The 24,376-nt window shown below is 72.4% G+C and carries 22 protein-coding genes; 8 read left to right on the top strand and 14 right to left on the bottom strand.

Annotated features, from left to right (window positions below):
- The first annotated feature begins 263 nt into the window (after positions 1 to 263).
- On the top strand, positions 264 to 2,072 hold the full coding sequence (locus ACMA1D_RS21570; protein WP_414725655.1) for a phosphoenolpyruvate carboxykinase (GTP): 1,809 nt from the start codon (positions 264 to 266) through the stop codon (positions 2,070 to 2,072).
- 180 nt (positions 2,073 to 2,252) lie between these two features.
- Here ACMA1D_RS21570 and ACMA1D_RS21565 read toward each other — a convergent pair whose 3' ends face one another.
- Genes ACMA1D_RS21565 through ACMA1D_RS21550 form a run of 4 tightly spaced genes read right to left on the bottom strand, consistent with a single transcriptional unit; the run spans position 2,253 to position 7,143 of the window.
- On the bottom strand, positions 2,253 to 2,984 hold the full coding sequence (locus ACMA1D_RS21565) for a hypothetical protein (RefSeq protein WP_414725654.1): 732 nt from the start codon (positions 2,982 to 2,984) through the stop codon (positions 2,253 to 2,255).
- A complete protein-coding gene (locus tag ACMA1D_RS21560) occupies positions 2,971 to 4,818 on the bottom strand; it encodes a substrate-binding and vWA domain-containing protein (RefSeq protein WP_414725653.1) in 1,848 nt (615 codons plus the stop codon). Before ACMA1D_RS21560 ends, ACMA1D_RS21565 begins: the two co-directional genes overlap by 14 nt.
- Positions 4,815 to 6,032, bottom strand: coding sequence for a toxic anion resistance protein (locus ACMA1D_RS21555; protein WP_414725652.1), 1,218 nt, complete (start codon positions 6,030 to 6,032; stop codon positions 4,815 to 4,817). Before ACMA1D_RS21555 ends, ACMA1D_RS21560 begins: the two co-directional genes overlap by 4 nt.
- Before the next feature lie 13 nt (positions 6,033 to 6,045).
- Entirely contained in the window at positions 6,046 to 7,143 is a 1,098-nt protein-coding gene (locus tag ACMA1D_RS21550; RefSeq protein WP_414725651.1) for a hypothetical protein, read from the bottom strand.
- Positions 7,144 to 7,636: 493 nt separating this feature from the next.
- On the opposite strand from ACMA1D_RS21550, the gene ACMA1D_RS21545 reads away from it, so the two are divergent.
- Positions 7,637 to 8,305: a hypothetical protein gene (locus ACMA1D_RS21545; protein ID WP_414725650.1), complete on the top strand. Its 669-nt coding sequence runs from the start codon at positions 7,637 to 7,639 to the stop codon at positions 8,303 to 8,305.
- A gap of 15 nt (positions 8,306 to 8,320) precedes the next feature.
- On the opposite strand, the gene ACMA1D_RS21540 is transcribed toward ACMA1D_RS21545, so the two are convergent.
- A complete protein-coding gene (locus ACMA1D_RS21540) occupies positions 8,321 to 8,782 on the bottom strand; it encodes a MerR family transcriptional regulator (RefSeq protein WP_414725649.1) in 462 nt (153 codons plus the stop codon).
- A gap of 55 nt (positions 8,783 to 8,837) precedes the next feature.
- Here ACMA1D_RS21540 and ACMA1D_RS21535 point away from each other — a divergent pair, with 55 nt between their 5' ends.
- Positions 8,838 to 9,809: an SDR family NAD(P)-dependent oxidoreductase gene (locus tag ACMA1D_RS21535; RefSeq protein ID WP_414725648.1), complete on the top strand. Its 972-nt coding sequence runs from the start codon at positions 8,838 to 8,840 to the stop codon at positions 9,807 to 9,809.
- Between the two features lie 39 nt (positions 9,810 to 9,848).
- On the opposite strand, the gene ACMA1D_RS21530 is transcribed toward ACMA1D_RS21535, so the two are convergent.
- The 4 genes from ACMA1D_RS21530 to ACMA1D_RS21515 form a co-directional block, all read right to left on the bottom strand.
- Positions 9,849 to 10,907: an XRE family transcriptional regulator gene (locus ACMA1D_RS21530; RefSeq protein ID WP_414725647.1), complete on the bottom strand. Its 1,059-nt coding sequence runs from the start codon at positions 10,905 to 10,907 to the stop codon at positions 9,849 to 9,851.
- 116 nt (positions 10,908 to 11,023) lie between these two features.
- Positions 11,024 to 11,302 carry a hypothetical protein gene (locus tag ACMA1D_RS21525; RefSeq protein ID WP_414725646.1) on the bottom strand — a complete coding sequence of 93 codons (279 nt, stop codon included), beginning with the start codon at positions 11,300 to 11,302 and terminating at the stop codon, positions 11,024 to 11,026.
- On the bottom strand, positions 11,299 to 11,886 hold the full coding sequence (locus ACMA1D_RS21520; RefSeq protein ID WP_414725645.1) for a hypothetical protein: 588 nt from the start codon (positions 11,884 to 11,886) through the stop codon (positions 11,299 to 11,301). Before ACMA1D_RS21520 ends, ACMA1D_RS21525 begins: the two co-directional genes overlap by 4 nt.
- A gap of 277 nt (positions 11,887 to 12,163) precedes the next feature.
- The gene (locus ACMA1D_RS21515) at positions 12,164 to 13,366 is read right to left on the bottom strand and encodes a helix-turn-helix domain-containing protein (RefSeq protein WP_414725644.1); all 1,203 of its coding nucleotides are present in this window, start codon (positions 13,364 to 13,366) and stop codon (positions 12,164 to 12,166) included.
- A 63-nt stretch (positions 13,367 to 13,429) separates the two neighbouring features.
- Between ACMA1D_RS21515 and ACMA1D_RS21510 the strand changes: the two genes are divergently transcribed.
- The gene (locus ACMA1D_RS21510; protein ID WP_414725643.1) at positions 13,430 to 14,146 is read left to right on the top strand and encodes an HAD family hydrolase; all 717 of its coding nucleotides are present in this window, start codon (positions 13,430 to 13,432) and stop codon (positions 14,144 to 14,146) included.
- A gap of 184 nt (positions 14,147 to 14,330) precedes the next feature.
- Here the strand turns inward: ACMA1D_RS21510 and ACMA1D_RS21505 are convergent, their stop codons facing one another.
- Positions 14,331 to 14,984, bottom strand: coding sequence for an HAD family hydrolase (locus ACMA1D_RS21505; protein WP_414725642.1), 654 nt, complete (start codon positions 14,982 to 14,984; stop codon positions 14,331 to 14,333).
- Between the two features lie 18 nt (positions 14,985 to 15,002).
- On the opposite strand from ACMA1D_RS21505, the gene ACMA1D_RS21500 reads away from it, so the two are divergent.
- A complete protein-coding gene (locus tag ACMA1D_RS21500) occupies positions 15,003 to 15,533 on the top strand; it encodes an NUDIX domain-containing protein (protein ID WP_414725641.1) in 531 nt (176 codons plus the stop codon).
- 118 nt (positions 15,534 to 15,651) lie between these two features.
- Here the strand turns inward: ACMA1D_RS21500 and ACMA1D_RS21495 are convergent, their stop codons facing one another.
- Positions 15,652 to 16,494, bottom strand: a complete 843-nt coding sequence (locus tag ACMA1D_RS21495; RefSeq protein WP_414725640.1) for an SDR family oxidoreductase — start codon at positions 16,492 to 16,494, stop codon at positions 15,652 to 15,654.
- Between the two features lie 93 nt (positions 16,495 to 16,587).
- Between ACMA1D_RS21495 and ACMA1D_RS21490 the strand changes: the two genes are divergently transcribed.
- Positions 16,588 to 17,007: a winged helix-turn-helix transcriptional regulator gene (locus ACMA1D_RS21490; RefSeq protein WP_414725639.1), complete on the top strand. Its 420-nt coding sequence runs from the start codon at positions 16,588 to 16,590 to the stop codon at positions 17,005 to 17,007.
- A gap of 316 nt (positions 17,008 to 17,323) precedes the next feature.
- Here the strand turns inward: ACMA1D_RS21490 and ACMA1D_RS21485 are convergent, their stop codons facing one another.
- The 3 genes from ACMA1D_RS21485 to ACMA1D_RS21475 form a co-directional block, all read right to left on the bottom strand.
- Positions 17,324 to 18,535, bottom strand: a complete 1,212-nt coding sequence (locus ACMA1D_RS21485; RefSeq protein WP_414725638.1) for a pyridoxal phosphate-dependent aminotransferase — start codon at positions 18,533 to 18,535, stop codon at positions 17,324 to 17,326.
- An 87-nt stretch (positions 18,536 to 18,622) separates the two neighbouring features.
- Entirely contained in the window at positions 18,623 to 20,251 is a 1,629-nt protein-coding gene (locus tag ACMA1D_RS21480; RefSeq protein ID WP_414725637.1) for an N-acyl-D-amino-acid deacylase family protein, read from the bottom strand.
- Positions 20,252 to 20,528: 277 nt separating this feature from the next.
- A complete protein-coding gene (locus ACMA1D_RS21475; RefSeq protein WP_414725636.1) occupies positions 20,529 to 22,094 on the bottom strand; it encodes an alanine racemase in 1,566 nt (521 codons plus the stop codon).
- A gap of 254 nt (positions 22,095 to 22,348) precedes the next feature.
- On the opposite strand from ACMA1D_RS21475, the gene ACMA1D_RS21470 reads away from it, so the two are divergent.
- Both ACMA1D_RS21470 and ACMA1D_RS21465 read left to right on the top strand, forming a co-directional pair.
- Positions 22,349 to 23,632, top strand: a complete 1,284-nt coding sequence (locus tag ACMA1D_RS21470; protein WP_414725697.1) for a sugar kinase — start codon at positions 22,349 to 22,351, stop codon at positions 23,630 to 23,632.
- On the top strand, positions 23,629 to 24,375 hold the full coding sequence (locus ACMA1D_RS21465) for an IclR family transcriptional regulator (protein WP_349997049.1): 747 nt from the start codon (positions 23,629 to 23,631) through the stop codon (positions 24,373 to 24,375). Before ACMA1D_RS21470 ends, ACMA1D_RS21465 begins: the two co-directional genes overlap by 4 nt.
- Position 24,376: the final 1 nt, after the last annotated feature.

Here is a 24,376-nt window from a genome sequence, read left to right as displayed (position 1 = left end):
GAACGGGTCGGATGATCAAATGAGCGCGGTCGGCACCGGATGAGCTGAGCATCCGGGTCGCAGCCCCCAAGGGGTAGCTGTCTCCCTCATTGGATAGGCAGACGTATGCACTTTTCGTAGCCGCTTACGTCGAATTTCGTAGCTGCGTCCGTCGATGTCTGCTATCCGACCAAAACCCTCAATCTGGCGCCGGAGCAGTCGGGCTTCGGCGGAACGGAGCGATCGTGGCGCGCAGCGCTGATTCCTCCGGGGCCGGTGGCCCCGTGGCTCAGAACCCCACTCCCACGAACCACCAGGAACTGATCTCCTGGGTCCAAGAGATCGCCGCACTCACCGAGCCCGCCGAGATCGTCTGGTGCGACGGCTCACAGGCCGAGTACGAGCGGCTGGCCGAGGAACTCGTGGCCAAGGGCACGTTCAAGAAGCTCGACCCGATCAAGCGCCCGCACTCGTACTACGCCGCGTCCGACCCGAGCGACGTGGCCCGCGTCGAGGACCGCACCTTCATCTGTTCCGCCGACGAGGCGGACGCCGGACCCACCAACCACTGGAAGGACCCCGCCGAAATGCGCGAGGTCTTCACCGGTGACCAGGGCGTCTTCCGCGGCGCCATGCGCGGGCGCACCATGTACGTCGTCCCGTTCTGCATGGGCCCGCTCGGTTCCCCGCTCTCCGCCATGGGCGTGGAGATCACCGACTCCGCGTACGTCGCCGTCTCGATGCGCACCATGACGCGCATGGGCGCCGCGGTCCTCGACGAACTCGGCGACGACGGCGACTTCGTCAAGGCCGTCCACACGCTCGGCGCGCCGCTGGCGCCGGGCGAGGCGGACGTGCCCTGGCCGTGCAACACCACGAAGTACATCTCGCACTTCCCCGAGGACCGCGAGATCTGGTCGTACGGCTCCGGCTACGGCGGCAACGCGCTGCTCGGCAAGAAGTGCTACGCGCTGCGCATCGCCTCCGTCATGGCCCGCGACGAGGGCTGGCTCGCCGAGCACATGCTGATCCTCAAGCTGACCCCGCCGCAGGGCGAGGCGAAGTACGTGGCCGCGGCCTTCCCGTCCGCCTGCGGCAAGACCAACCTGGCCATGCTGGAGCCGACCGTCCCCGGCTGGACCGTGGAGACCATCGGCGACGACATCGCCTGGATGCGGTTCGGCGAGGACGGACGGCTGTACGCGATCAACCCGGAGGCCGGGTTCTTCGGCGTCGCGCCCGGCACCGGCGAGCACACCAACGCCAACGCGATGAAGACGATGTGGGGCAACGCGGTCTTCACCAACGTCGCGCTCACCGACGACGGCGACGTGTGGTGGGAGGGCATGACCGAGGAGCCGCCCGCGCACCTGACCGACTGGAAGGGCAACGACTGGACCCCGCAGAGCGGGACGCCGGCCGCGCACCCCAACGCCCGCTTCACCGTGCCGGCCGGGCAGTGCCCGATCATCGCGCCCGAGTGGGAGGACCCGAAGGGCGTGCCGATCTCGGCGATCCTCTTCGGCGGCCGGCGGGCCAGCGCGGTGCCGCTGGTCACCGAGTCGCTCTCCTGGCAGCACGGCGTCTTCCTCGGCGCCAACGTGGCGTCCGAGAAGACCGCCGCGGCCGAGGGCAAGGTGGGTGAGCTGCGCCGCGACCCGTTCGCCATGCTGCCGTTCTGCGGCTACAACATGGGCGACTACATGGGCCACTGGATCAAGGTCGGGCAGGGCGCCGACCCGGCCAAGCTGCCGAAGATCTACTACGTCAACTGGTTCCGCAAGGACGACGACGGCCGCTTCGTCTGGCCCGGCTTCGGTGAGAACAGCCGCGTCCTGAAGTGGATCGTGGAACGGCTCGAAGGCACCGCGGAGGGCGTCGAGACCCCCATCGGCGTGCTGCCGACGCCGCAGGCGCTGGACACCGACGGGCTCGACCTGACCGCCGCCGACCTGGACTTCCTGCTCACCGTCGACCCGGAGGTCTGGCGCGAGGAGGCGGCCCTGGTGCCCGAGCACCTGAACACCTTCGGCGACCACACGCCGAAGGAGCTGTGGGACGAGTACCGCGCCCTGGTGGCCCGCCTCGGCTGACGCACGGGGACGCCCTCCGACGGGAGGGCGTCCCTGCGAACGGCCCTCGGGGGCCGGGTGTGCGTGGCTTGCGCGCGCGGTGTTCGTACGCGGCGTTCGTGCGAGGTGCTCGTACGAAGCGTGGCCCGGCTGCTGCCGGGGGCCTTCCCGCGCGCGGCCCGACCGCCGCGCTCGCCACCGCTAGCCGGCCCCGCCCGCCGCCCCGGGATCGCCCGCCGCTTCCGGGCCCACCTGCGGGCCCGCTCCCGGGCCGCCGGGCCCGCCCCCCAGGTCGCCCGGGCCCGCCCGGTCCTCGTAGTACTGGGTCAGGGCCCGCTGGCGCCAGGACTCGGCGTCGCGCAGCGTGGCGGCCAGACCCGCGGCCTCCTCGACCAGCAGGCCCACCTGGCGCCGCAACTCCTCATCCGGGGACGGGGAACCGGGGGCCAGCCGGGACCACCAGCGGGTGCGCAGATAGGCGTCGACGCTGTCCGGGGTGTCCTGGCGGATGATCCGGGTCAGCCGGTGCAGCGCCTCGCCGTCGCTCGCCAGCGCCTCAGCCCCGCCGCGCTCCGGGTCGAGCAGCGCGGTCAGCAGGTCGAGCAGGTCCGCCAGCTCCCGGTCGGTCTCCTCCGGCAGCCGGTCCCGGTCGCGCACCCCGGCCAGGTACGTACGCAGCGTCGCCAGGTCGGTGCGGAGCGCGTCAACCTGCTCACCGGGGGCGGGGAACTGGGGGGAGTGCGGGCGCTCGGGCGGGGCCAGCAGGGCACCCGCCCCGTACAGACCGGCGATCACCACCGGCCAGTACGCGCCGGCCACCCCCACCGCGTAGAGCCCGAGGCCCAGCAGGCCGAGCCCGCAGCCGGCCAGGTTCTTGCGGGACTCCAGGTACCGCACCACGGTGCGCCCCGCGCCCCGGTCACTGGTAGCCACGGATCTCCTCGAAGGCGCCGTCGAGCGAGCCCTGCACCGCGTCGAAGAGCTGGCCGCCGGTGACGTCGGCGATCTCTTCGAGCTCCATCCGGTCCGAGTCGCCGAAGAGGATCGGGAAGACCGGGATGGTGCGCTGGTCGGCCGAGAGGCCGTCGTAGAACTTCTTGAACTCCGGCGCCCCCGCCCCGCTGGTGTTCTCGCCGTCCGTCATCAGCACGATCGAGGTGAACCGGTCGTCGCCGGTCTTCGACGCGCGCTCGCCCAGGTGCTTGTACGCCTGCTCCAGGCTGCTGTAGATGGCCGTGTCGCCGTCGGCGCTGAGCGCGTCCACGTTCGTACGGATCAGGTCGAGCGCCTCCGCCGGCTGCTTCTCCGGCACGGTGTGCGTGGTGACCTCCTTGACCCGGTCGCCGAAGGGCATCAGCGTGACTTCCTCGCGGTCGCGGAACCGGTCGCCGGTCGCCGACCTGTCCGTACCGGTCAGCTTCCGCAGCGCCGCCTTCAGCCGGTCGAGCCGCTCCTCCCGCATCGAGCCCGAGGTGTCGAGCACGTACACGGTGCGCGAGGGGCGGCGCAGCTCGTTCTCGTACGAGTCCAGCAGCCCGTCCGCCACCTCGCGGCTGCCGGGGAAGGGCAGTTCGTGGCGCGGGTCGCGGCCGATGCCGGCGGCGGGCTTGACGGAGGAGAGCACCGGACGGCGCAGGGTCTGGTCGGTCAGCGCCTGCTGGGTCGCGGGCGAGCGCAGGTGCCGGGAGAGCCGGCTGAAGGAGTCGCGGGCCGACTGGTCGGCCGATGACAGCAGGCTCAGCGGGTAGTTGGCGGTGATGACGCCGTCGGTGGGCCGGATGATGGTCAGATCGCTGATGCCGGCCACCGCGTCGCCCTGCTGCCCGCCGTCGGCGCCCGGCGTGCCCGTGCCGTTGGTGAGCTTGCCGCGCTTGAGCGAGAGCAGTACGGACTCGTAGTTGATCAGCGCGTCGACCTGCGGCTGCTGGGAGGCGCGGCGGGCGAACGCCTGTGCCAGCCAGCCGGAGGAGCCGGAGGTCAGCCGCTGCCCGGCGAAGAACTCGCGCAGCTTGGGCGACGCCTTCTTGACGTCGGCCTCGGTGAGCGCGGACTGCGCGCCGGAGAGTGCGGAGGTCAGGGCGATCAGCGCGGAGTAGCCGGAGTTGGAGCGGACCGGGTCGGTCATGCCGTAGTTGAGCTTGCCGTCGGTGACGGCCTGGTGGACCTGCGCCCAGGTGACCTTCTCGGGGTTCCAGCCCAGCCGCTGCACGGCGGCCGACCGCAGCCCGAGCGCCACCGGCGAGGAGACGATCGGGGTCTGGGTGCGCAGCTTCTTGCTCTCGCCGGTGAGCAGCCGCAGGTAGTCGTTGGAGGCCAGCCACACCGCGTCGTACTTGCCGTCGGCCTTGCCCGACGCCACCTGCTGCGCGCCGTCCAGGGTGCCGGTCCAGGTCGGCTCGACCTTGACGCCGGTGGCCCGCTCGGCCTCCTCCAGTACGGGCCACACGTCGGCCAGCTCGCTGCTGGCCAGCACCCGCAGGGTGCCGGGGGAGCGGCCCTCGCCCTGCCGGTCCTTGTCGTCGTCCCCGCCGCCCCCGTCGGAGCCGGAGCAGCCGGCGGCCAGGGCCAGGGCGAGGACGGCCGCGGTGATGGTGGACAGCAGCCGCACCGGGCGCCGCCGGCGGCTGCGCGGGCTGACCTGGCCGTTCTCGGCGGCCTGGCCGTTTCCGGTGGCCAGGGCGCGGGCCGTGGCGTCGGCCACTGGGGTGCGGGCGGTGGCGTCGGTCGCCGGGGTGCGTCGGGCGGCCGGGCGTCGGATCGGTCTCATCGCTGCTCTCCGCCCGCGTCGGGCTTGCTGCGTGCGCGCTCGATGTACGCACTGGCCTGGTGGAGTTCGTTGGTCAGTGACTCGACGGTGGCGGCCATCGACTCCGTCGCACGGGCCTTGTACGTGTCGATGGTGTCCAGCGTCCGGTAGATCTGCTGGAAGGCGGTGCGCAGCGTCTCCGCGCCCACCGCCGGGTCGGCCGCGATGCGCTGGATCTCGCCGCTCTGGGTGGCCAGCATCTCCGCGTTGCCGCGGATCAACTCCTCGGTCGTCCCGCGCAACGCGTTGACCTGCTCGACGACCTTGCGCTGGTTCTCCAGCGCGGCGGCGAGCATGACGGCGATCCGCAGCGCCGAGACGGTGGTGGTCGCGGCCCGCTCGACGCCCTTGATCAGCTCGTCGTTGTTGCGCCGTACGACGTCCATGGCCAGGTAGCCCTGGGCGCACACGGCGAGTTGGGTGAGCAGGTCCTGGTGCTTCTGCCGGATCGGGAAGAGCACGTCGGCGCGGAGCGCGTCGGCCGCCGCCGGGTCGACGGCCTCCAGCGCGACCACCCGCTGGTCGACGGCCGCGTCCAGGGCCTCGGTGAGGACCGCGTACTCCTGGAGCTTGCCCATCGTCTCCCAGAGCCTGACCCGCTCGGTGTGCAGCGAGGCGTTGTCGCGGCGCAGTTCGTCCTGGCCGGACCGGAGACTGCCGACGATCTTGTTGAGGGTGCCCTGGGCGGACGCGTACTTCGCGACGTGGTCGCGGAGCTTGTTGCCGCCGGGCAGCTTGGCGAGCAGCCGGCGGGCGCCGCGCCCCGGCGAGTCGCGCGGGTCCAGGTCCTCCACGGTGCGGCGCAGTTCGACCAGGCTGCTGGAGACCCGGCCCTGGGCGTCGCCGGCCTGGCCGCCGGGGCCGCCCTTGCCGTCGGCCAGGGCGCGTACGGTGCGGTCCAGCATCCGGTTGGACTGCTGGGCGGCGCTGCGGATCTCGCCTGCGCCCAGCTCGGTGATCTCGCCGATGCGGTTGGCGAACTCCGGTGAGCGGGCGTCGAGTTCGGCGATCGAGTCGACGTACTCGGTGGCCCTGGCCGTCATCTCGGCGGCGACCTCGTCGCCGAGCGGCACCAGGCCGACGGCCGACTCCTTGGGCACGGCCGCTACCGGCTCGGGCGGGGTGAGCACCAGCGGGGACTCGGCCCGCGGATCGGGCGGTGACAGTGGCTGCATGGTGGGGCGTCCCTCACTTCTGGGCGCGGGAACGGCGGGCGATGTCCCGCATCACCTCGGCCCGCGGCGGCTGGGCCTGCTGGACCGTTCCGGTCAGCTTCTGGCGCAGGTGGGCGCTGTACTTGGCGGTGGCCGAGTCGAACTCGGAGGTGCCGTCGGTCGGCCGGAACCCGTGTTGCACCGCCAACTTGCGCAGTGCGGGATCGCTCCTGAGGAGTTCGCCGAGCTTGCGGCCGTTGTCGGTGAACGGCACCAGCGAGTGGTCGCTGAAGACGGTGGTGTCCGGGTAGAGCACCACGATGTCGTCGGCGGACTCGCCGCGCAGCAGGTGGGCGGCGATCTGCGACTCGTACGCGAGCACCAGCGGGGTGCCGACGCCGGTGGTGAAGTCCCGGAACAGGTCGTCGCTGTTGACCTTCTGGTAGCCCTGCACGGCGACGAGCTTGCGGGTGAGCGGCGTGATGGCCTCGACGCCCTGCCGGTCGGTCACCGGCCGGTTGCCGTTGCCGACGTACGCGGCGGTGGCGAGGTAGAGCGCACCGGAGTTGGAGGCCAGCGGGTCGGTGCTGGAGATGCTGAGCGCGCCCTTGAGCTCGGCGAACTCGCCGGCGCCCGACAGGTCCTGCCAGGCGGTGTCCTTCTTCACGGCGTCCAGGAACGCCGACATCCGCAGGGTGCCGGAGCCCTCGCGGCCGGGCTGGCCGCTCAGCTTGACGTACCGGTTGCGGGCCAGCGTCTCGGCGGCCGGCCGCCGGGCGAGCACCACCAGCGGCGAGTAGAAGGGCCGCGTGGTGGGCCCGGCCGTCTTGTGGCCGCTGCGCAGCGACTCGGCGGGGGCGAAGCTGCCGGGGAAGGCGAAGTCCTCGCCGCCCAGGTCGAGCCCCTTCATGTCCCAGGACCCCGAGGACTCCGTCTCGACCTCGAAGCCCTGGTCGGCGAGGGCCTCGCGGACCCGCTCGTCCTGGAAGAACTCGGCCTTCTCGGACCCGATGACACCCCGCACCTTCGTCGTACTGCTCCCCCCGGAGCCGTCGTCCCGACCCAGGACGACCGCCGTGATGACGCCGCCGATCAGAACGGCCGCCAACACGATGCCGAGGATGCGTTTCACGCGCCTCACTCCCCCCGAGGCACCGCCGCACGAGCGGTGCGTAATCCAGGGGTGCAGCATCGCTCCGGAAACCCACATTCCGGGCTGCGTCCGGTGAATGGCGGGTGAATGAGGTATCGCAGTACGTCAACTCTTGCGTGTGCGTGTCGGGTTGGTCGGGGCCGGGGATCGGCGGCCGTGCTAGTGCCGTTCCGGCGGGGTGGGACGGGGGCGGGCCCGGTGGGGTGGGGGTACGGGGCCGGGCCCGGTGGGGTTGGTGCGGAGCCGGGCTGGCTGGATGGGACGGGCCGGGGGTGGGCGCGGGCCGGGCCGGGGGTGGGCCGCGCCGGGGCGGGCCGGAGTGGGGCGGGGAGTGGGGCGGGCCGGTCGGGAGCGGCCCTCCCTTCCACTCTCTGTGAACCACCCGGTGAAGACAAGACTGCAATTTCCGCTGCCGCACCAGGAGACTCGTGCCGGGCGGAGCCCCGTACCGCTCGTCAACGGGAGGACACGCATGTCAGACGTCTGGGACCCACACGGCAGCCTGCGGCGCGCGCTGTGGATCGGCGGTGCGCAGTGGTCCGGCAAGACCACCATTTCCGAACTCATCGCCCATCGCTACGGATTGACGGCATACCACTACGACTACCACGACGCCCGCGGCCATCAGGACCGCCGGATCGCGCGGCGGGTCGCCCTGGGCGAGCCCGTGGCGGACCCCACCCCCGACCACGTCTGGACGAACCGGACCCCGGCGGAGATGGCCGCCGAGACGCTGGCCGGCTTCCCGGTCCGCTTCGAGTGGGCACTGGACGACCTGCGCGCCCTGTCCACCGGCCGGCCGGCGGTCGCCGAGGGGTGGGGGCTGCGCCCCGAACTGGTCGCGCCGCTGCTCGACTCGCTCCGGCGGATGGTCGTCCTCGTCCCCACCGAGGAGTTCTGCCAGCACCAGATCCGCACCCTCCCGCGCGCGGGAACCCTCAACGCCCCCGTCAGCGATCCGGCCCGCGCCCAGGCCAACCGCCTCGCCCGGGACCGGCTGATCGCCGATGACGCGGTACGGAACGCCCGCCACCTGGGCATCCGCGTCATCGAGGTCGACGGAACGCGTGACGCGGCGGCCGTGGCCGCGGAGGTCGCCGAGCACTTCGCGCCGCACCTCGGCGCGGCGATGGGTGGGTGATGGGTGGGATGGGGGTCAGGTGGCGGTGGGGTCCCAGAGGCCGCCGGCCGCGCCGCGGGCGAGGTGTTCCGCGTACACGCCGACCTTCCAGGTGATCACCGAACGGCACTCCTCAAGCGCCCTGATCTGCGCGTCGACGCGCAGCCGGTGGGCGTCGAGCAGCCGTAGCCGCTCCGCCTCGTTGCCCGGGCCCTGCCGCACCAGCGCGGCGAAGCGCTTGAGATCGGCGAGCGGCATGCCCGACTCCCGCAGCTTGACGCAGATCAGCAGCCACTCCACGTCGAAGGCGGCGTACTGGCGCCGCCCGCCCGAACTCCGGCGCACCGGCCCGACCAGCAGCCCTTCCCGCTCGTAGAACCGCAACGCGTGCACGCTGAGCCCGGTCCGCGCGGCGACCTCCCCGATGCTGAGCGGCTGCGCGGACGCGGCGGAACCGCTGTTCCCGTCGCTGCTCTCGTCAGTGCTCCCGCTGCTCATGCAAGGCAGCCTAAGACTTGATCTAGACCTCGCTCTAGATCGTAACTTCGGCGCCATGAGCACTCCTGAGCAGCAGCCCATCGGATCGCCCCACTCCGCGGCCAGCACCGCGAGCGAGGTGCTGGCCGGGTTCGACCTGTCCGGCAGGACCGCCCTGGTGACCGGCGGCTACTCCGGGCTCGGCCTGGAGACCACGCGCGCCCTCGCCGCCGCCGGGGCGCGCGTCATCGTCCCGGCCCGCCGCCCCGAGACCGCCCGCGCCGCACTGCGCGACGTACCGCGCTGTGAGGTCGTCCCGCTGGACCTGACCGACCTCGCGAGCGTGCGCACCGCCGCCGCGCACCTGGCCGACCGGCTCGACCGGATCGACCTGCTGCTGGCGGTGGCGGGCGTGATGGCCACCCCGGAGCGGCGCGTCGGCCCCGGCTGGGAGAGCCAGTTCGCGGCCAACCATCTCGGCCACTTCGCGCTGGTCAGCAAGGTCTACCCGCTGCTGGCCGCGGCCGGCGGCGCGCGCGTGGTGGTCAACAGCTCCGCCGGGCACACCCTGACCGACATCCGCTGGCACGACCCGCACTTCCGCACCGGTTACGACAAGTGGCTCGCGTACGGCCAGGCGAAGACGGCGAACGCGCTGTTCGCCGTGCACCTGGACGCCCTCGGCCGGGGCGACGGCGTCCGGGCGTTCGCCCTCCACCCCGGCAAGATCATCACGGGTCTCCAGCGGGAGCTGAGCCAACAGGAACAGATCGACCGCGGCTGGATCGACGCCCAGGGCAAGGTGATCGGCCCCGACTTCAAGACCCCGTCCCAGGGCGCCGCCACCGGCCTGTGGGCGGCCACCTCCCCACTCCTCACCGACCTCGGCGGCCTCTATCTGGAGGACTGCGAGGTGGCCCGCGTCTCGCCCCCCACCGCCCCGATGGACGCCGGCGGCGTCCGCGCGTACGCGGTGGCCCCCGAATCGGCGGCCCGACTGTGGGAGTTGTCGGCGGGGGCGACGGGGGCGCGGCCGATCGGCTTGTGACGGGGGACGGGGGTGGTGACGGGGTGGTGGCGGGGCTGGTTAGGTGGGGGCGCCGACGCGGCGGGCGAAGGCGCGGACGTCGGGCAGGGCGCGGTCGTGCCGCAGGAGCCCGGTGGTGATGGTCAGAACCGAGTCCCGGCGCACTTCCTGCGGCGCCGCTCGCTCCGCGGCCAGCAGGGCCCGGTAGCAGCGGTCGGGCTTGCCCCACTGGTCGAAGGCGCGGGCGACGTCGATCCAGTAGCGGGCCCGGCGCTCGGCGGTGGGCAGCGTGCCGGCATCGATGCGCCGGGCCTGCTCGATGGCCTGACCCGCGTCACCGAGCAGGTAACTGACCGAAACCTGGTGCAGGAGAACCTGGTTGGGGCCGAAGGCCGTACCGCGCAGGAGCGCGTCGTGCCCGAGCCGGCCGGCGGTCGCCCGGGCCTCGGCGATGAGGGCGTGGGCGGTGTGCCGATCACCTTGTTTCGCGGCGGTGTAGGCGGCCGTCGCGTAGAGGTTGCCCTGTACGGAGAGCCGCTCGGTGACGTCGGCGGTGCGGTCGCCGGCCAGGTGTTCGGCGGCGGCCACCGCGACGTCGGTGGCGCGGGCGTAGTGGCCCTGCCGGCGCCAGGCGGAGGAGACCATCCGGTGGGCCTCCGCGATGGCGAGGACGTCCCCGCCGTCGAGCGCCGCGGTGAGGGCCCGGTCCGCGGTGACGGCGGCCATGCCGTCCTCGCCGAGCTTGATGCACAGCCGGGTCGCGGTGTTGTAGAGCCCGGCGACCGCGGTCGCCGCCTGCTCCGGCCGGCCGTTCGTACGCAGCGCCTGGGCGAGCGCGATCCGCTGCGGGAGGGCGCGGGCGAGACGGTCGTAGCGGCAGCCGCTGAAGTCCAGCCGGCAGGCGCGCACCGCGGCGGTGACCGAGTCCAGCGTGGCGTCGGCCTCGACCGCGGCCGGGGGCTGCCGATGCAGCAGCAGGTCCTCCAGCCCGGACAGGCTCGGCCGCGCCGGAGCGTGCGCGGCGGCCGGCCCCCCAAGCGCCACGCCGGCGCTGGTTCCGGCCAGACCGGCCAGGAGTTGACGGCGTCGCACCGGATCTCCTCCCTCGTCTCTGCTCACGGACTGCGGTGCCACCCTAGTGGCGCCGGACCCTTCCCGCGCGGTGCGTGGGGGTGGCTCCGCGAGTCCGAGTAGGTGCCAGGTGCCGACGCGGCGGGCAAGGTCGTCGTCCCTGTTCAGGGGGCTTCTGGGCCGATGTCTTCGGAGGGGGTGACGCGCCAGTGGACGGTGGCGGTGGAGACGAAGCGTAGGTGGCGTCCGTCGGGGTGGTCGGTGGCGGCGTGGTCGTTGCACCACTGCATCGCCTGTTCGTACTGCTGGCTGATGGTCCTCTGGGGGTCGGGTGCGGGTGAGCGTTCGACGCAGGTGCCGCAGGTGGCGCGGACGGTGTAGGGGTCGGCGTCTGGGTCGGGGGCGAGGTGCATGGTGACGTAGCGGTGGAGGCTGCGGGTCATGGCTGGCCCTCGATGGTCATGCCGCGGGCGCAGTCGCGGTGGGCGATGAGGCGTCGTGGGCGGTGGTCGGTGGCGTTGGGTGTGCCGATGGCGGTGACGGCGTGGGTGTGGGGCACGGTCTGTCGGCAGACGCGGCATTGGCGGGCCAGGGCGTCGGGTCCGTGGACGCTGGTGACGGCTGCTGCGAGGGCGCGGGCCAGGAGTTCGGTGTCGGCTACGACGTATCGGCCGGTCCAGCCGTTCGGTCGTCGCCAGTGGATGCCGGGGCCGCCGCGTCGGGCGGCTGGTGGTACGCCGATGTAGGCGATGTGGGTGGGTTCGGGTGCGAGGGGGAAGGCGGCGACGTGGGGGGATAGTCGTTGCCACCATTCCCAGGGTGCGTTGGTCGCCTGGCCTGGTGGGATGAGCCATACGGCGGTGTGGGCGCGCCGGTCGATGATGCTGGCGCAGGTCTCTGCGCCGTGCAGGTACGGGAAGGCGCGGGTGGCGATGGGGAGTGAGGTGCGGATGGCGTCCCACTGGCGGCCGGCTGGTAGGAGCGCGGGGTGGTGGCACGGGGGTGGGGTCCAGCCGAGGGCGATCATCGGGCCCACCCGGGGTGGTGGGTGGCGATGGCGTCGGCGAGGTGGTTCGCGGGGGTGAGGGGGCGGCACGGGGCGAGGGGGCGCCGGCTGAACTCCCCGACGCGCGAGCAGTTCGTGCTGTTGTTGGGTGGGACCCAGGCGTAGGGGGTGTTTCGTCCGGCTTCGGTCGGCACAGCGCAGCCTCCGGCGTCATTAAGGGTGATCGATTGATGACTGACCGTAGAATCCGCTGCGGCGCTTTAACCGAACTGAGAGTTCGGTCGACCCAGCAGCTCTGTCACAGCACGCCAATTCGTTCTGCGAGCCGCTGAGCCTGCCGCGCGTGCATTGCCCTGGCGCGCCTCAGCACTCCTCGAATCAGATCCCGCGCCATGGGATTTCGCGCAAGGTCTTCCGGAGCTACTTCTTCCAACTCCAACAGATGCAGGAGCACGGCGGCATCTTCGCGGCGCAGGTCGTAGCAACGCGCGACTTCCAACATGAAAGTTGCGCCCCGCTCGATGCTGGGTAGCGCACGAGTGTTGATCTCGTCGGCCATGCGCAGGGCCTCGCTGGCTTCGCCTGCCTCCAACTCAACGCTGACCATGTGTAGTTCCACGTTGGTTGGGCCGAACACCGTCCACATGATGTTGCTGTCGTCGCCGCATTGCCGCGCCGCCGGCGTTGCGTGCTTACGTAGACGGTCACGTGCAGCCGACCAGTCCCGTCGGCGGGCCGCCGCAACGACGGCTACCAAGTGCAGCGCGCCGGTCATCGCAACCCGTTCATCGCCTCGCAACGGCGCCGAGGCAAGTGCGTCGACTGCTAGCAGTGCCACCTGTTCAGCGCCGTCCACCTCGTGTGAGGAGAGCAGTGCGTGCCCCAGATTCCATTGTGCGGCGGCGATGCGTAGCGGATCGTCAGCATCCTCAGCCGCCCGAACCGCGCGATCTGCCGCCATCATCGACAGGTCGGGGCGACCCGTTCGCCGTAGATAGGAGCGGAGCAGAAAGTACAGGTCTGCGGATGCGCGCAGCGCCTCACGTCGCAATGGGGCATCGGCAGGCGTGCGCAGTGACCGGGCTAGGTGCTCGACGTCAGAGATCAGATCAGGCAGCAGTGGCGCCACGTCGGTGAATCGGGTTGGGCTGCCCTGCCAGGCTTGCCAAGCCGCTGCTACGCGCTCGTATAGGTCGTCAGGATGACTGGCTGGTGCGCTGCGCGGGGGACCGTAGCCCATGAGGGCCTGCACGATGCCGGGCCCGGTGTTGTCGGAGTCCTGGCCGTCGGTGGGCGGGCTGGCGGAGAGGAGGGCGGCTGCCGATACGCCGAGCTCTCGGGCGATGGCGTACAAGATGGGTAGCGAGGGCAGCTTCTTGCCGCGCTCGATCTGGGACAGGTAGTCGGGGGCGATGCCAACCAGCCCCGCCACGACGTCCTGTCGCCGGGAGCCTCGGTGGTGCCTGATCCTGTCGCCGATAGGTAGATCGGGTGCGACCATGTCAGCCTCCGCGCCAGGTTTTCTGGGCCCAGGTTAGGGCCCTCCGAGAGGTGATGACAGCAAATGCCGGTCGGGCTGCTGGTTCTGTGGGACATCGACCACACCCTCGTGGACACCCGGGGGGTGGGGCGGGAGTTGTGGGCGGAAGCATTCGATCAGGTGACGGGCGTGACGATGCGTGAGCAGGTGCGTGTCGATGGGCTGACGGAGCCGGTGATCTTCCGCGAGACGGCCCGGATGCACGAACTGCCCGACTCGGTGGAGATGTTCGCGGAGTTCGCGCGGGCCTTGGGCGCCGCGCACGTACGGCACGCTGCTGACCTGCGCGAGCGCGGATGCGCGCTCCCTGGCGTGCCGTCGCTGTTGGCGGCTGTGGCGCGACGCGGAATCCGGCAGACGGCGGTGACGGGCAACGTCCGCGAAGCCGCCGTGATCAAGCTCGCCGCCTTCGGCTTGGACGCGTACATGGATCTCGACGTTGCGGCGTTCGGAGAGGATGCCGAGGAGCGCCCGGAACTGGTTCGCATCGCCTTGGAGCGGGCGGGTGTGCGCCCTGACCAGGCCGTTTTGTTGGGTGACACTCCGGCGGACGTACGGGGTGGAGTGGCGAACGGGGTGCGGTCCATCGGCGTCGCGACGGGGCGGGCGGGAGCGGCCCAGCTACGCGCGGCGGGCGCGGCGGCCGTGCTGGATGACTTGTCGGACACGGGGGCGGCCCTTCGCGTGATCACGTGTGGGGGAGATACTCCCGCACCTACGGAGGGGGCCTGCGCGTACTGATTCCGGCTTCCCATCAGTACCCCACCTCACGCGCCCTCGGGTGCCACCCGAGTCACCCACTCCACGAATTAGATGACCAGCCCGTGGGGGTGCGTGACCTGGAGCGGGTGCTCGCTGTGGGAATCCCCATGCGTCCGAGCCTTGGACGACCGCCTGTACGACTGGGGCACGACCGTCAGCGCCCTCAGTCGGTGAAGCCCTCGATCAGGGCAGCGAGCTCACGCAGGCTCTCCACCCGGAACGTGGGGAGCTTGCGCGCGTCCTCGGTCTCCCATTGGATCGTGGCCCAGGGGCCGCGCCGGATCAGTGCGGTGCGCATGCCCGCCTGTCGGGCCGGGGCGATGTCGTTGTCCACGCGGTCGCCGACGTACAGCGTCTCGGCCGCGTCGAACGGTACGGCTTCGGCGACGCGGCGGAAGAACTCGGGGTCGGGCTTGCTCGCGTCCCAGTCGTCGGAGGTGCCGATCAAGTCCACGTCCGGGGTGAAGAGTTCACGCAGGATAGCGCCCGCGCGGACGGTCTGGTTTCCGGCGATGCCCAGCCACAGGCCGGCACGGCGGAGCTCGCCGAGCGCTGGTCGGACGTCCGCGTACAGGTCCTCCTCGCCGAAGTGCTCGGGCTGTCCGGCCCGAGCACGCCGCTCCCGCTCGGCGTACAGGTCGAACCCCGGCCGTACCTCCTGGAACGTCTCCCGGTAGTCGCGGCCCTGGGCGATGACAGCGCCGAACAGCGCGTGAAAGGTGTGCCGCGGAACGCCGAGCCAGTCGGCCCACGTGCCGTACTCCCGTGTCTCATCCACCAGGCACTCGCCGACGTCGAAGACCACTGCGCGAAGCATGGCGGCAGACTAACCCGCATGCAGTGGAAGAACCTGGGCGAGCGCACCGTCTACGAGAACCCCTGGGTCACGGTGAACATGGCTGACGTCGAGCTGCCCGACGGTCGGCACCTGGACCACACCGTCATCCGGCTGCGGCCGGTGGCCGTCGCCGCCGTCGTCAATGCGGCGGACGAGGTCCTGTTGTTGTGGCGGCACCGGTTCATCACCGATGCGTGGGGCTGGGAGTTGCCCTCCGGTGGCATCGGGGCCGGTGAGGACCCGGCCGAGGCCGCGGCCCGGGAGTGCGAGGAAGAGACCGGGTGGCGCCCGGGGGCCATGCGGCATCTGCTCACGGTGGACCCTCAGCCGGGTATCTCCACCTCCCGCCACCTCGTCTACTGGGCGCAGGGCGCCGAGCGCGTGGGTGACCCGGACGACGACTTCGAGTCCTCGCGGCGCGAGTGGGTGCCGCTCGCGTCGGTGCCCGACCTCGTGGGCCGGGGCGAGGTCAGGTCCGCGAATGCCGTGGCGGCGCTGCTCATGCTGCACCGGTTGCGGCTGGGCTAGCGGGGTCCCGGCGCCCGGGGGCGGCCGGCGCGCGTACGCGGCGACCGCCAGCCCGGCAACCCCCGGGGCCCAGACTCAGCGGAACACCCCCAGGCCCAGCCCCCGGGCCGCCCCCGACTCAGCGAAACGCCCCCACATGGCGGCCAGCCCAGGCCGCGAACGGGCGTGGGGCGTGGCCCGTTGCGCGTTCGACGTCGGGGCTGATGCGGAGTTCCGCGGGGTTGGGGGCGCCGATGATGTCCAGGGTGTCGTCGGCGAGTTCGGGCGGCATCGTCTGGGTCATGCCGGCCTTGGCCTCCTCGCGGGTGAGTTCCTGGAAGTGCACCGGGGCGCCGAGCGCTTCGGCTATGGCCTGCGTCTGCTGGCGCGGGGTGATCACCTCGGGGCCCGTCAACTCGTATGTATTGCCCGTGTGTTGGGCGTCCTGCAAGCAGGCCGCCGCGACCGCGGCGATGTCCGCCGGGTCGATGATCGGTACGCCTACGTCGCCGAAGGGTGCGGCGACGACCCGTTCGGTGCGGACCGAATCGGCCCACCACAGGGCGTTGGACGCGAAGCCGCCGGGACGCAGTACGGCCCATTCGGCGCCGGATTCCCGCACCGTGTCCTCCAGGGCGCGCATCGCGACCCGGGTGGGGCCGAACGGGCGGGTCACCACGCCCAGCGTGGAGAGCAGGACGATCCGGCGCACGCCGCTGGCGACGGCCTCGCGGACGAGGTCGGTGGGGGCGGCTGCGCCCGCGGCGTGCAGGTCGCCGGAGAGGAGGAGGAAGAGCGCCTTCGCGCCGGACAGTACGGGCCTGAGGGAGGCCGGGTCGGTCAGGTCGGCCGTGACGTGGCGGACCCCGTCCGGCACCGGCGCCGCGTGCCGCGACACCGCCGTCACCTGCTGGCCAGCCTCGGCGAGCGCCTGCGTCAGCGGCCGGCCGATGTTCCCGGTGGCCCCGGTCACCACGATCATGAGTAACTCCTTCGTCGGACGTGCTCGGTGATCCGCACGCTAGGAGTAGGGGCTAACTCTTGGTAAGGACGTACCAAAAGGTAAGCTCATGACATGGTGGGAGGCGTGCAGCGCAGAGGGGTCGGGGCCGCGGAGCGGTATGACGTGTTTCACACGGACTGCCCCGCGCGGGACATGGTCGATCACGTGACCAGCAGATGGGGCATCTGGGTCCTGATCGCCCTACGGAACGGCGATCTCCGCTTCTACGAGCTCCGCGAGAGCATCCAGGGCGTCAGCGAGAAGATGCTTGCCCAGAACCTGCGCGCGCTGGTCGACGACGGTCTGCTCAGGCGAGAGGTCGAGCCGACGACGCCGCCGCAGGTCACGTACGGGCTCACCGACTTCGGCCGCGAGGTCAGCGAGCCGCTGACGGAACTGTTCGACCGGATCACGGCGCGGCTTTCGGCCTCCGCCCCGGCCCCGGCCGCCGTCACTGATTCCGCGCCCGTCCCCGCCTCCGGCGCGGAGTAGCGGGGGCGGGCCGGGTGTGCTCGCCGGTGGTGCGTGACCTACGGTCCGGCACGCGGTTCGGCCTGTTCGGCCCCACCCTCGCGCGGAGCGCAACCCGGCTACTGAGCCGCCGCCATCCGCCCCCGCGCGGAGCGCCCACCCCCACCGTGAGGTGCCTGCCTAGCTGCGGAGCACCGCCACCCGCCCCCGCGGAGCGCAACCGCACCCCGCGCGGAGCGCCCCCCAAGGCAAGCCACCCCCAAGGCGAGCCACCCCAAGGCGAGCCACCCCAAGGCGAGCCACCCCCAAGGCGAGCCACCCCAAGGCGCGCCACCCCCTACGGCTGCGCGTACCCCGTCAGGAAGTCGCCGATTCGGGTCACCGCGTCCGCCAGGTCCTTCGCGCAGGGGAGGGTCACCAGGCGGAAGTGGTCGGGCTCCGGCCAGTTGAAGCCGGTGCCGTGGACGATCATGATCTTCTCGGCCCTGAGCAGGTCGAGCACCATCTGACGGTCGTCCTTGATCTTGTAGACCTTCGGGTCGAGCCGCGGGAACGCGTACAGCGCGCCCTTGGGCTTGACGCAGGTCACGCCGGGGATCTGGGTGAGCATCTCGTACGCCACGTCGCGCTGTTCGAGGAGTCGGCCGCCCGGCTTGACCAGGTCGTTGACGGTCTGTCGGCCGCCGAGGGCGGCGGCCACCGCGTGCTGGGCCGGCATGTTGGCGCACAGTCGCATGTTGGCCAGGATGGTCAGGCCCTCGATGTAGCTGGCGGCGTGGGACTTGGGGCCGCAGACCGTCATCCAGCCGCTGCGGTAACCGGCCACCCGGTAGTTCTTGGAGAGCCCGTTGAACGTGAGGGTGAGCAGGTCGGGGGCGATGGCGGCGGTCGGCGTGTGCCGGACGCCATCGAAGATGATCTTGTCGTAGATCTCGTCCGAGCAGACCAACAGCCCGTGCCGGCGGGCGATGTCGGTCAGGCCGCGCAACATCTCGTCGTCGTAGACCGCGCCGGTCGGGTTGTTCGGGTTGATCACCACCAGCGCCTTGGTGCGGTCGGTGATCTTGCGCTCGATGTCGGCGAGGTCGGGCATCCAGTCCGACTGCTCGTCGCAGCGGTAGTGCACGGCGGTGCCGCCGGACAGCGAGACGGCGGCCGTCCACAGCGGGTAGTCCGGCGCCGGCACCAGCACCTCGTCGCCGTCGTCGAGCAGCGCCTGCATGGCCATCTGGATCAGTTCGGAGACGCCGTTGCCCAGATAGACGTCTTCGACGTCGAGGTCGATGCCCTGCGTCTCGTAGTGCTGCACGATCGCCCGCCGGGCCGCCGGCAGGCCCTTGGCGTCGCCGTACCCGTGCGAACTGCCCAGCGAGCGGAGCATGTCCTCCAGGATCTCCGGCGGGCACTCGAAACCGAAGAGCGCCGGATTGCCGGTGTTGAGCTTGAGGATGCGGTGTCCTGCCGCCTCAAGCCGCATGGCCTCCTCTAGGACCGGGCCACGGATTTCGTAGCAGACATTGGCGAGCTTGGTTGACTGGATCACCTGCATGCGGGCCACCATACGGGCGCATTTCGGGACCCGCTCGGTGTTTCTCGCCACGTCCGGGCGGCCCGGACGACCGCCCCGCGGGCCCCGTCAGCCGACGGGGGTGCGGCGCACCGAACGGCCCGCGAGGACGTCGGTCCGGCGTCCGTCTTGGATGACGAAGCGGCCATCGATCAACACATGCGGAATACCGGTCGGAAGGGTGCGCGGGGCTTCGAATGTCGATCCGGCGGCCACCGTCTCCGGATCGAAGAGGACCAGATCGGCCCGGTATCCGGTCCGGACCAAGCCTCGATCCGGCAGCCGTAGCCGGGCCGCGGGGCGCGAGGTGAGATGCGCCACGCACTCCTCCAACGGGAGCACCCCGAGGTCGCGCGCGTACCGGCCGAGGTACTGCGGGAAGGTGCCGTACGCGCGCGGGTGCGGCTTCTCGCCCTGGAGGATGCCGTCGCTGCCGCCGGTGTGCACCGGGTGCCGCATGATCGCCCGGACGTTCTCCTCGTGGCCGACGTGCTGGAGGATCGTGGTGCCGAGGTGGTCGTCGAGCAGCAGCCGGTGGGCGGTGGTGAACGGCTCCTCGCCGCGCTCGGCGGCGATGGTCGCGACCGTCTTGCCGACGGTGTCGGTCAGCTCCGGGCGGGTGACGCCGGAGATCTCGATGGTGTCCCAGTCGACGGGCACGCCGTGACAGCCGTCGGCGCCCTCGACCTCCATCACGTGCCGGATGCGCGCCGTCTGCTCCGCGTCCCGCAGCCGGGCGGTGATCGCCTCGGGCCCGCCCTCGCTCGCCCAACTGGGCAGCAGCGCGACCAGCGTGGTGCAGCCGGGCGTGTACGGATAGGTGTCCAGGCTGATGTCGGCGCCGCCGGCCAGCGCCCCGTCGAGCAGGGCGAGGAGTTCGGGGGCGCGGCCCTCGTTGACGCCGAAGTTCATGGTGGCGTGCGCCAGGTGCAGCGCGCAGCCCGCCTCCCGGGTGAGGTCCACCATCTCCGCGTACGCCTCCAGGGCGCCGGCGCCGTAGGAGCGGTGGTGCGGGCAGTAGTAGCCGCCGTGCGCGGCGACCACCCGGCACAGCTCGGTCAGCTCGGCATCCGACGCGTACATGCCCGGCGTGTAGGTGAGCCCCGAGGAGAGGCCGACGGCGCCTTCGGCGAGGCCGGTGGCGACCAGTTCGCGCATCCGGTCCAGCTCGGCCGCGGTGGCCGGGCGGTCCTCCCAGCCGACGGCGAGCATCCGCACGGTGCCCTGCGGGATGAGGTACGCGGCGTTGACGGCGATGCCCTGGCCGTCGAAGCCGGTGTCGAGCCGGTCCAGGTAGTCGCCGACGCTGCGCCAGGTGAAGTCGATGTCGTCGGTGCCGGGCCCGCCGCCGTTCCAGCCGGCGATCTGCGCCCGCACCTCGGCGAGCGTGCGCTCGTCGACCGGCGCGTACGAGATGCCGTCCTGGCCGAGGACCTCAAGGGTGACGCCCTGGGCGACCTTGGCTTCGTGTCCCGGGTCGCGCAGCAGCGCCAGGTCGCTGTGGGCGTGCATGTCGATGAAGCCGGGGGCCAGCGCGAGGCCGTCCGCCTCCAGGGTGCGGCGTGCGCTGGGGCGCGGCCCGCCGTCCGTCGCGCGGTGGATGGCGGCGATGCGGCCCCCGTCGACGGCGACGTCGGCCCGGTAGGAGGCATCCCCGGTGCCGTCGATGACGCGGACGTCGCGGATGACCAGGTCCATGGGTGCTCCTCGCGGGCCGGTGGTGGGTGGTGGGTGTGTTTGGTGGTGGTGGGGGGGGGAGTGTGGCGCCGGCGGGCCCGTACGGGAAGGGGTGCGGGCCCGCAGCGCCGGGACGGGCCGCGCGCGCATCGGAGTGGGGTCGGGGCCGGCGGCCCGTACCGGAGTGGGGCTGGGGCCGGCGCCGGCGGCCCGTACCGGGAGGGGTGCGGGGCCGGCGGCCGGCATCAGCGAGACGCCCCGTACCGGCAGGCGGCCCGTGCCTAGAAGAGCGTGCGGCTCAGAAGAACGTGCGGATCAGGTCCGAGACCGTGCCGTCCGCCTCGACGAGCGGGATGAGCTGCCACTTGTCGAAGGACGTGCACGGGTGGGAGAGGCCGAGGCCGACCCAGTCGCCGACTTCGAGCCGGGTGCCGGGCTCGGTGCGCAGCCAGCCGTGCTGGTCGGACAGGCCGGTGAGGGTGATCCCGTCGGCCGGCCTGATCTCGCCGGTCCTGGCGTCCCGCACCACCTGCGCGACCGGCAGGTGCAGGTCGTACGCGGCGTCCCGCTTGCCCGCGTTGAGGAACGCCTGTTCGCCGCTGGGGCGCGAGATGACCTGCGACCACAGCCGGAAGGCGGAGTGCAGCGCGCCCTCGGCGGGGACCCGGTTGAAGGGGGTCAGTTCGCGGTAGTGGCCGTCGTCGTGCGAGACGTACGCGCCCGAGCGGAGCAGCTTGAGGGCCGGTCCCGACAGCGGCGGCAGTTCGGCGAAGACGTCGGCCACCGCGTCGAACCAGGCGCTGCCGCCCGCGCTGACCACGATCTCCGCCGGCTCGGCACCGAACCTGCCGGCCCGGTCGAACGCGACGACCAGCGCGGTCAGCCGGCGCAGCCACGCGCGCACGGATGCGCCGTCGGCCTGCGGCACCTCGCCCTCGTACCCGGCGACGCCCACCAGCCGCAACGTGCCCACCTCGGCGACCGCGTCGGCGATCAGTTCGCACTCGGCCTCGGTACGGGCGCCGGTGCGCGCGCCGGGGCCCGCGCCGAGTTCCACCACGACGTCGACCGGGCGGCGGGCGCCGGCCGCGCGCAGGGCGGCGTCCATCAGCTCCACGCCGCGCAGCGAGTCGACGTAGCAGATGAAGCGGAAGTCGGGGTCGGCGGTGAGTTCGCCGGCCAGCCAGCGCAGCGCGGCCGGGTCCACCACCTCGTTGGCGAGGAAGATCCGCTGGATGCCGAAGGCGCGGTAGACGCGGACGTGCGAGGGGACGGCCGCGGTGATGCCCCAGGCGCCGTGCGCGAGTTGCCGCTCGAAGAGCCGGGGCGCCATCGAGGTCTTGCCGTGCGGGGCGAAGGCGAGCTGGTGGCGCTCGGCGTACTGCTCCATCAGCGTCAGGTTGTGCGCCACGGAATCGGCCGAGAGGGCGAGGACGGGGGTGGTGAAGCCGCCGGTGAACAGCGAGCGGCGGGCGGCGGCCAGCGCGCCGACGGTGTCGCCTTCGGCGTCCGGCGGCAGCCCCTTGAACCGGTGGTCCACGCGCTCGTCCGCCAGCCGGGCGACGGCCTCGCGGACCCGCCGCAGCCGGGCGGCTGCGGCGTCGGCGGCGGGGGAAGTGATCGGGTGGGCGATCGCGGAGGTCACCGGGGCGGCGGTGGGCGCGGCGTGGTCGTCGGCCGCGTGCCGGTCGGGGGCCGCGCCGTCGTGGCCCTGGCCGGCGGACGCCCCCGCGGTCTGGCCCGCCTTGGGTGCCGGTGCCGGTTGGTGGCGTGCCGCGCCGCCGTCGGTCTCGGGGTGCGTCCCGGCGGGGCGCGTCGTCGGCGCGGCGACCGGGTCCACGCCCCTGCTGTTCTCGGTGGCCATCGAGCCCCCCAAAGTTTGTGTTGCATATACTGCAACATCCATTGCGTATATCGCTTACTGCTGTCTAACATCCCGGCAAGCGCCGGGTCAACGGTGCGAACCGCCCACCGAAACGCCAGACCCCACCTGTCACGCCAGCCATGCCAGCCACACCGGCCCGCACCACCCGTACGGGCCCGACCGGCGCCCCCGGGACGGGAGCGGTGGGCGCGGCGGGGCGGGCGGGGGCCCGGCCGGAGACCGCAGACCGTGCGATAGGAGCGAAAGCCATCGTGACCGCAGCCGCGAGCAGCCCGGACGTCGATGTCGTGTGCCTCGGCGAGTCCATGGTCACGTTCGTTCCCCGGCAACCGGGCCGACTCGCCGACGTGCCCGGCTTCGACCGCGGAATCGGCGGGGCCGAGTCCAATGTGGCCTGCACGCTGGCGCGTTCCGGCCACGCGGCGCGCTGGGTGAGCCGGGTCGGCGCCGACGGCTTCGGCGACCACCTGGTGGCGGCCATCGCCGCGTCCGGCGTGGACACCGCAGCGGTCCAGCGCGACCCGTACCGCCCCACCGGCATCTACTTCCGTACGGCGGGGGAGCGGTCGGTCGACGCCGCCGCGCCCGCCGGCGGCTCCGAGGTCGTCTACTACCGCGCGGGTTCGGCCGCCGCCGCGATGACGCCCGGCGGCTTCGACCGCGCGGCGCTGTGGGGCGGCCGGGTGCTGCACCTGTCCGGCATCACCGCGGTGCTGTCCGAAGACTGCCTGGCCCTGCTGCGCGAACTCACCACGCCGGCCCCCGGCCGTCCGCTGGTCTCCTTCGACGTCAACTACCGGGTCGGGCTGTGGCGGGCGCGGGCCGCAGCCGCCCCGGCCGGCGCCCCGGGCCCCGAACTGCTCGCCGACCTCGCCCGCGGCTGTGACCTGGTCTTCGTCGGCGAGGACGAGGCGGAGGCGGCCTGGGGCCTGAGCGGCCCCGCCGCCATCCGCGCCGCCCTGCCCGAACCCGCCGTCCTGGTCGTCAAGCACGGTGCGGAGGGGGTGACGGTGTTCGCGCGCGAGGACGGGGGAGCGGGGGCCGCAGGCTCCGCCCCCGACGCCCCCGGTGCCGCCCCCGCCGTTCCCGGTGGCGCCCCCGGCGACACCGTGACGTACGCGCCCGCGCTGCGCGTGGACGTGGTCGCCCCGGTGGGCGCGGGCGACGCGTTCGCCGCCGGCTTCCTCTCGGCCACCCTGCGCGGGCTGCCGGTCTTCGCCCGCATCCGGCACGGCCACCTGCTGGCCGCCGCGGCCCTCACCGTCCCCGGCGACCTGGCCTCCCCGCCCACCCGGGAGCACGCCGACCGGCTGGCCGCCCTCGACCCGGAAGCGTGGGGCGCGTTGCGGCTCGCGGCGGGGTGGACGGGGGCGGGGGACCCCGCGCGTACGAGTGCGACGGCGCACGACGGCGCGGACGCGGCGGCTCACGGCAGCGCGCACGCCGACGGGGGAGAGGCCGCCGCTCCGGAGGTACCTACCGTAGGGGTACCTAACCCGGAGGTACGTAACCGATGAGTCAGACCGTTGACCGTGCGCTCAGCATCCTGCCGTTGCTCGCGGCGGGCCCGGCCAACCTGGAGCAGGTCGCGACGCGGCTCGGCGTCCACAAGTCAACGGCCCTGCGGCTGCTGCGCACGCTGCACGAGCACGGCATGGTCTACCGCCAGCAGGACCAGCGCTACCGGCTGGGCGCCAGGCTGTTCGCGCTCGCCCAGGAGGCCGTGGAGAACCTGGACGTGCGCGAGATCGCCCACCCCCACCTGGTGGCCCTCAACGAGAAGTGCGGGCACACCGTGCACCTCGCGGTGTACGAGGAGAACGAGGTGCTCTACATCGACAAGGTGGAGAGCCGCTACCCGGTCCGGATGTACTCGCGGATCGGCAAGCCGGTCGCCATCACCGTGGCCGCCGTCGCCAAGCTCCTCCTCGCCGACCTGCCCGAACCGGAGCGGCGGGCCATCGCCGAACGGCTCGAATACCCGCTCTACACCTCCCGTTCGACCCCGGGCCCGGCCGCCTTCCTGGCCGAACTCGTCAAGGTGCGCGACCAGGGCTGGGCCAGTGACCTGGGCGGACACGAGGAGTCCATCAACTGCGTGGGCGCGCCGATCCGCGGCGCCGACGGCCGGGTGGTCGCCGCGTGCTCGGTCTCGGCCCCCAACGTGGTGGTCACCGCCGAGGAGTTGCTGACCCTGCTCCCGCTGGTCCGGCACACCGCCGACGCGATCACCCGCGAGTATTCGGGACGGCACCAATGAC

It is taken from the genome of Streptomyces sp. 796.1 (assembly GCF_047525675.1).
Lineage (GTDB): Bacteria > Actinomycetota > Actinomycetes > Streptomycetales > Streptomycetaceae > Streptomyces.
Note: the sequence above shows the minus strand (reverse complement) of the source record. Positions and strands in the feature narration are given on the sequence as shown.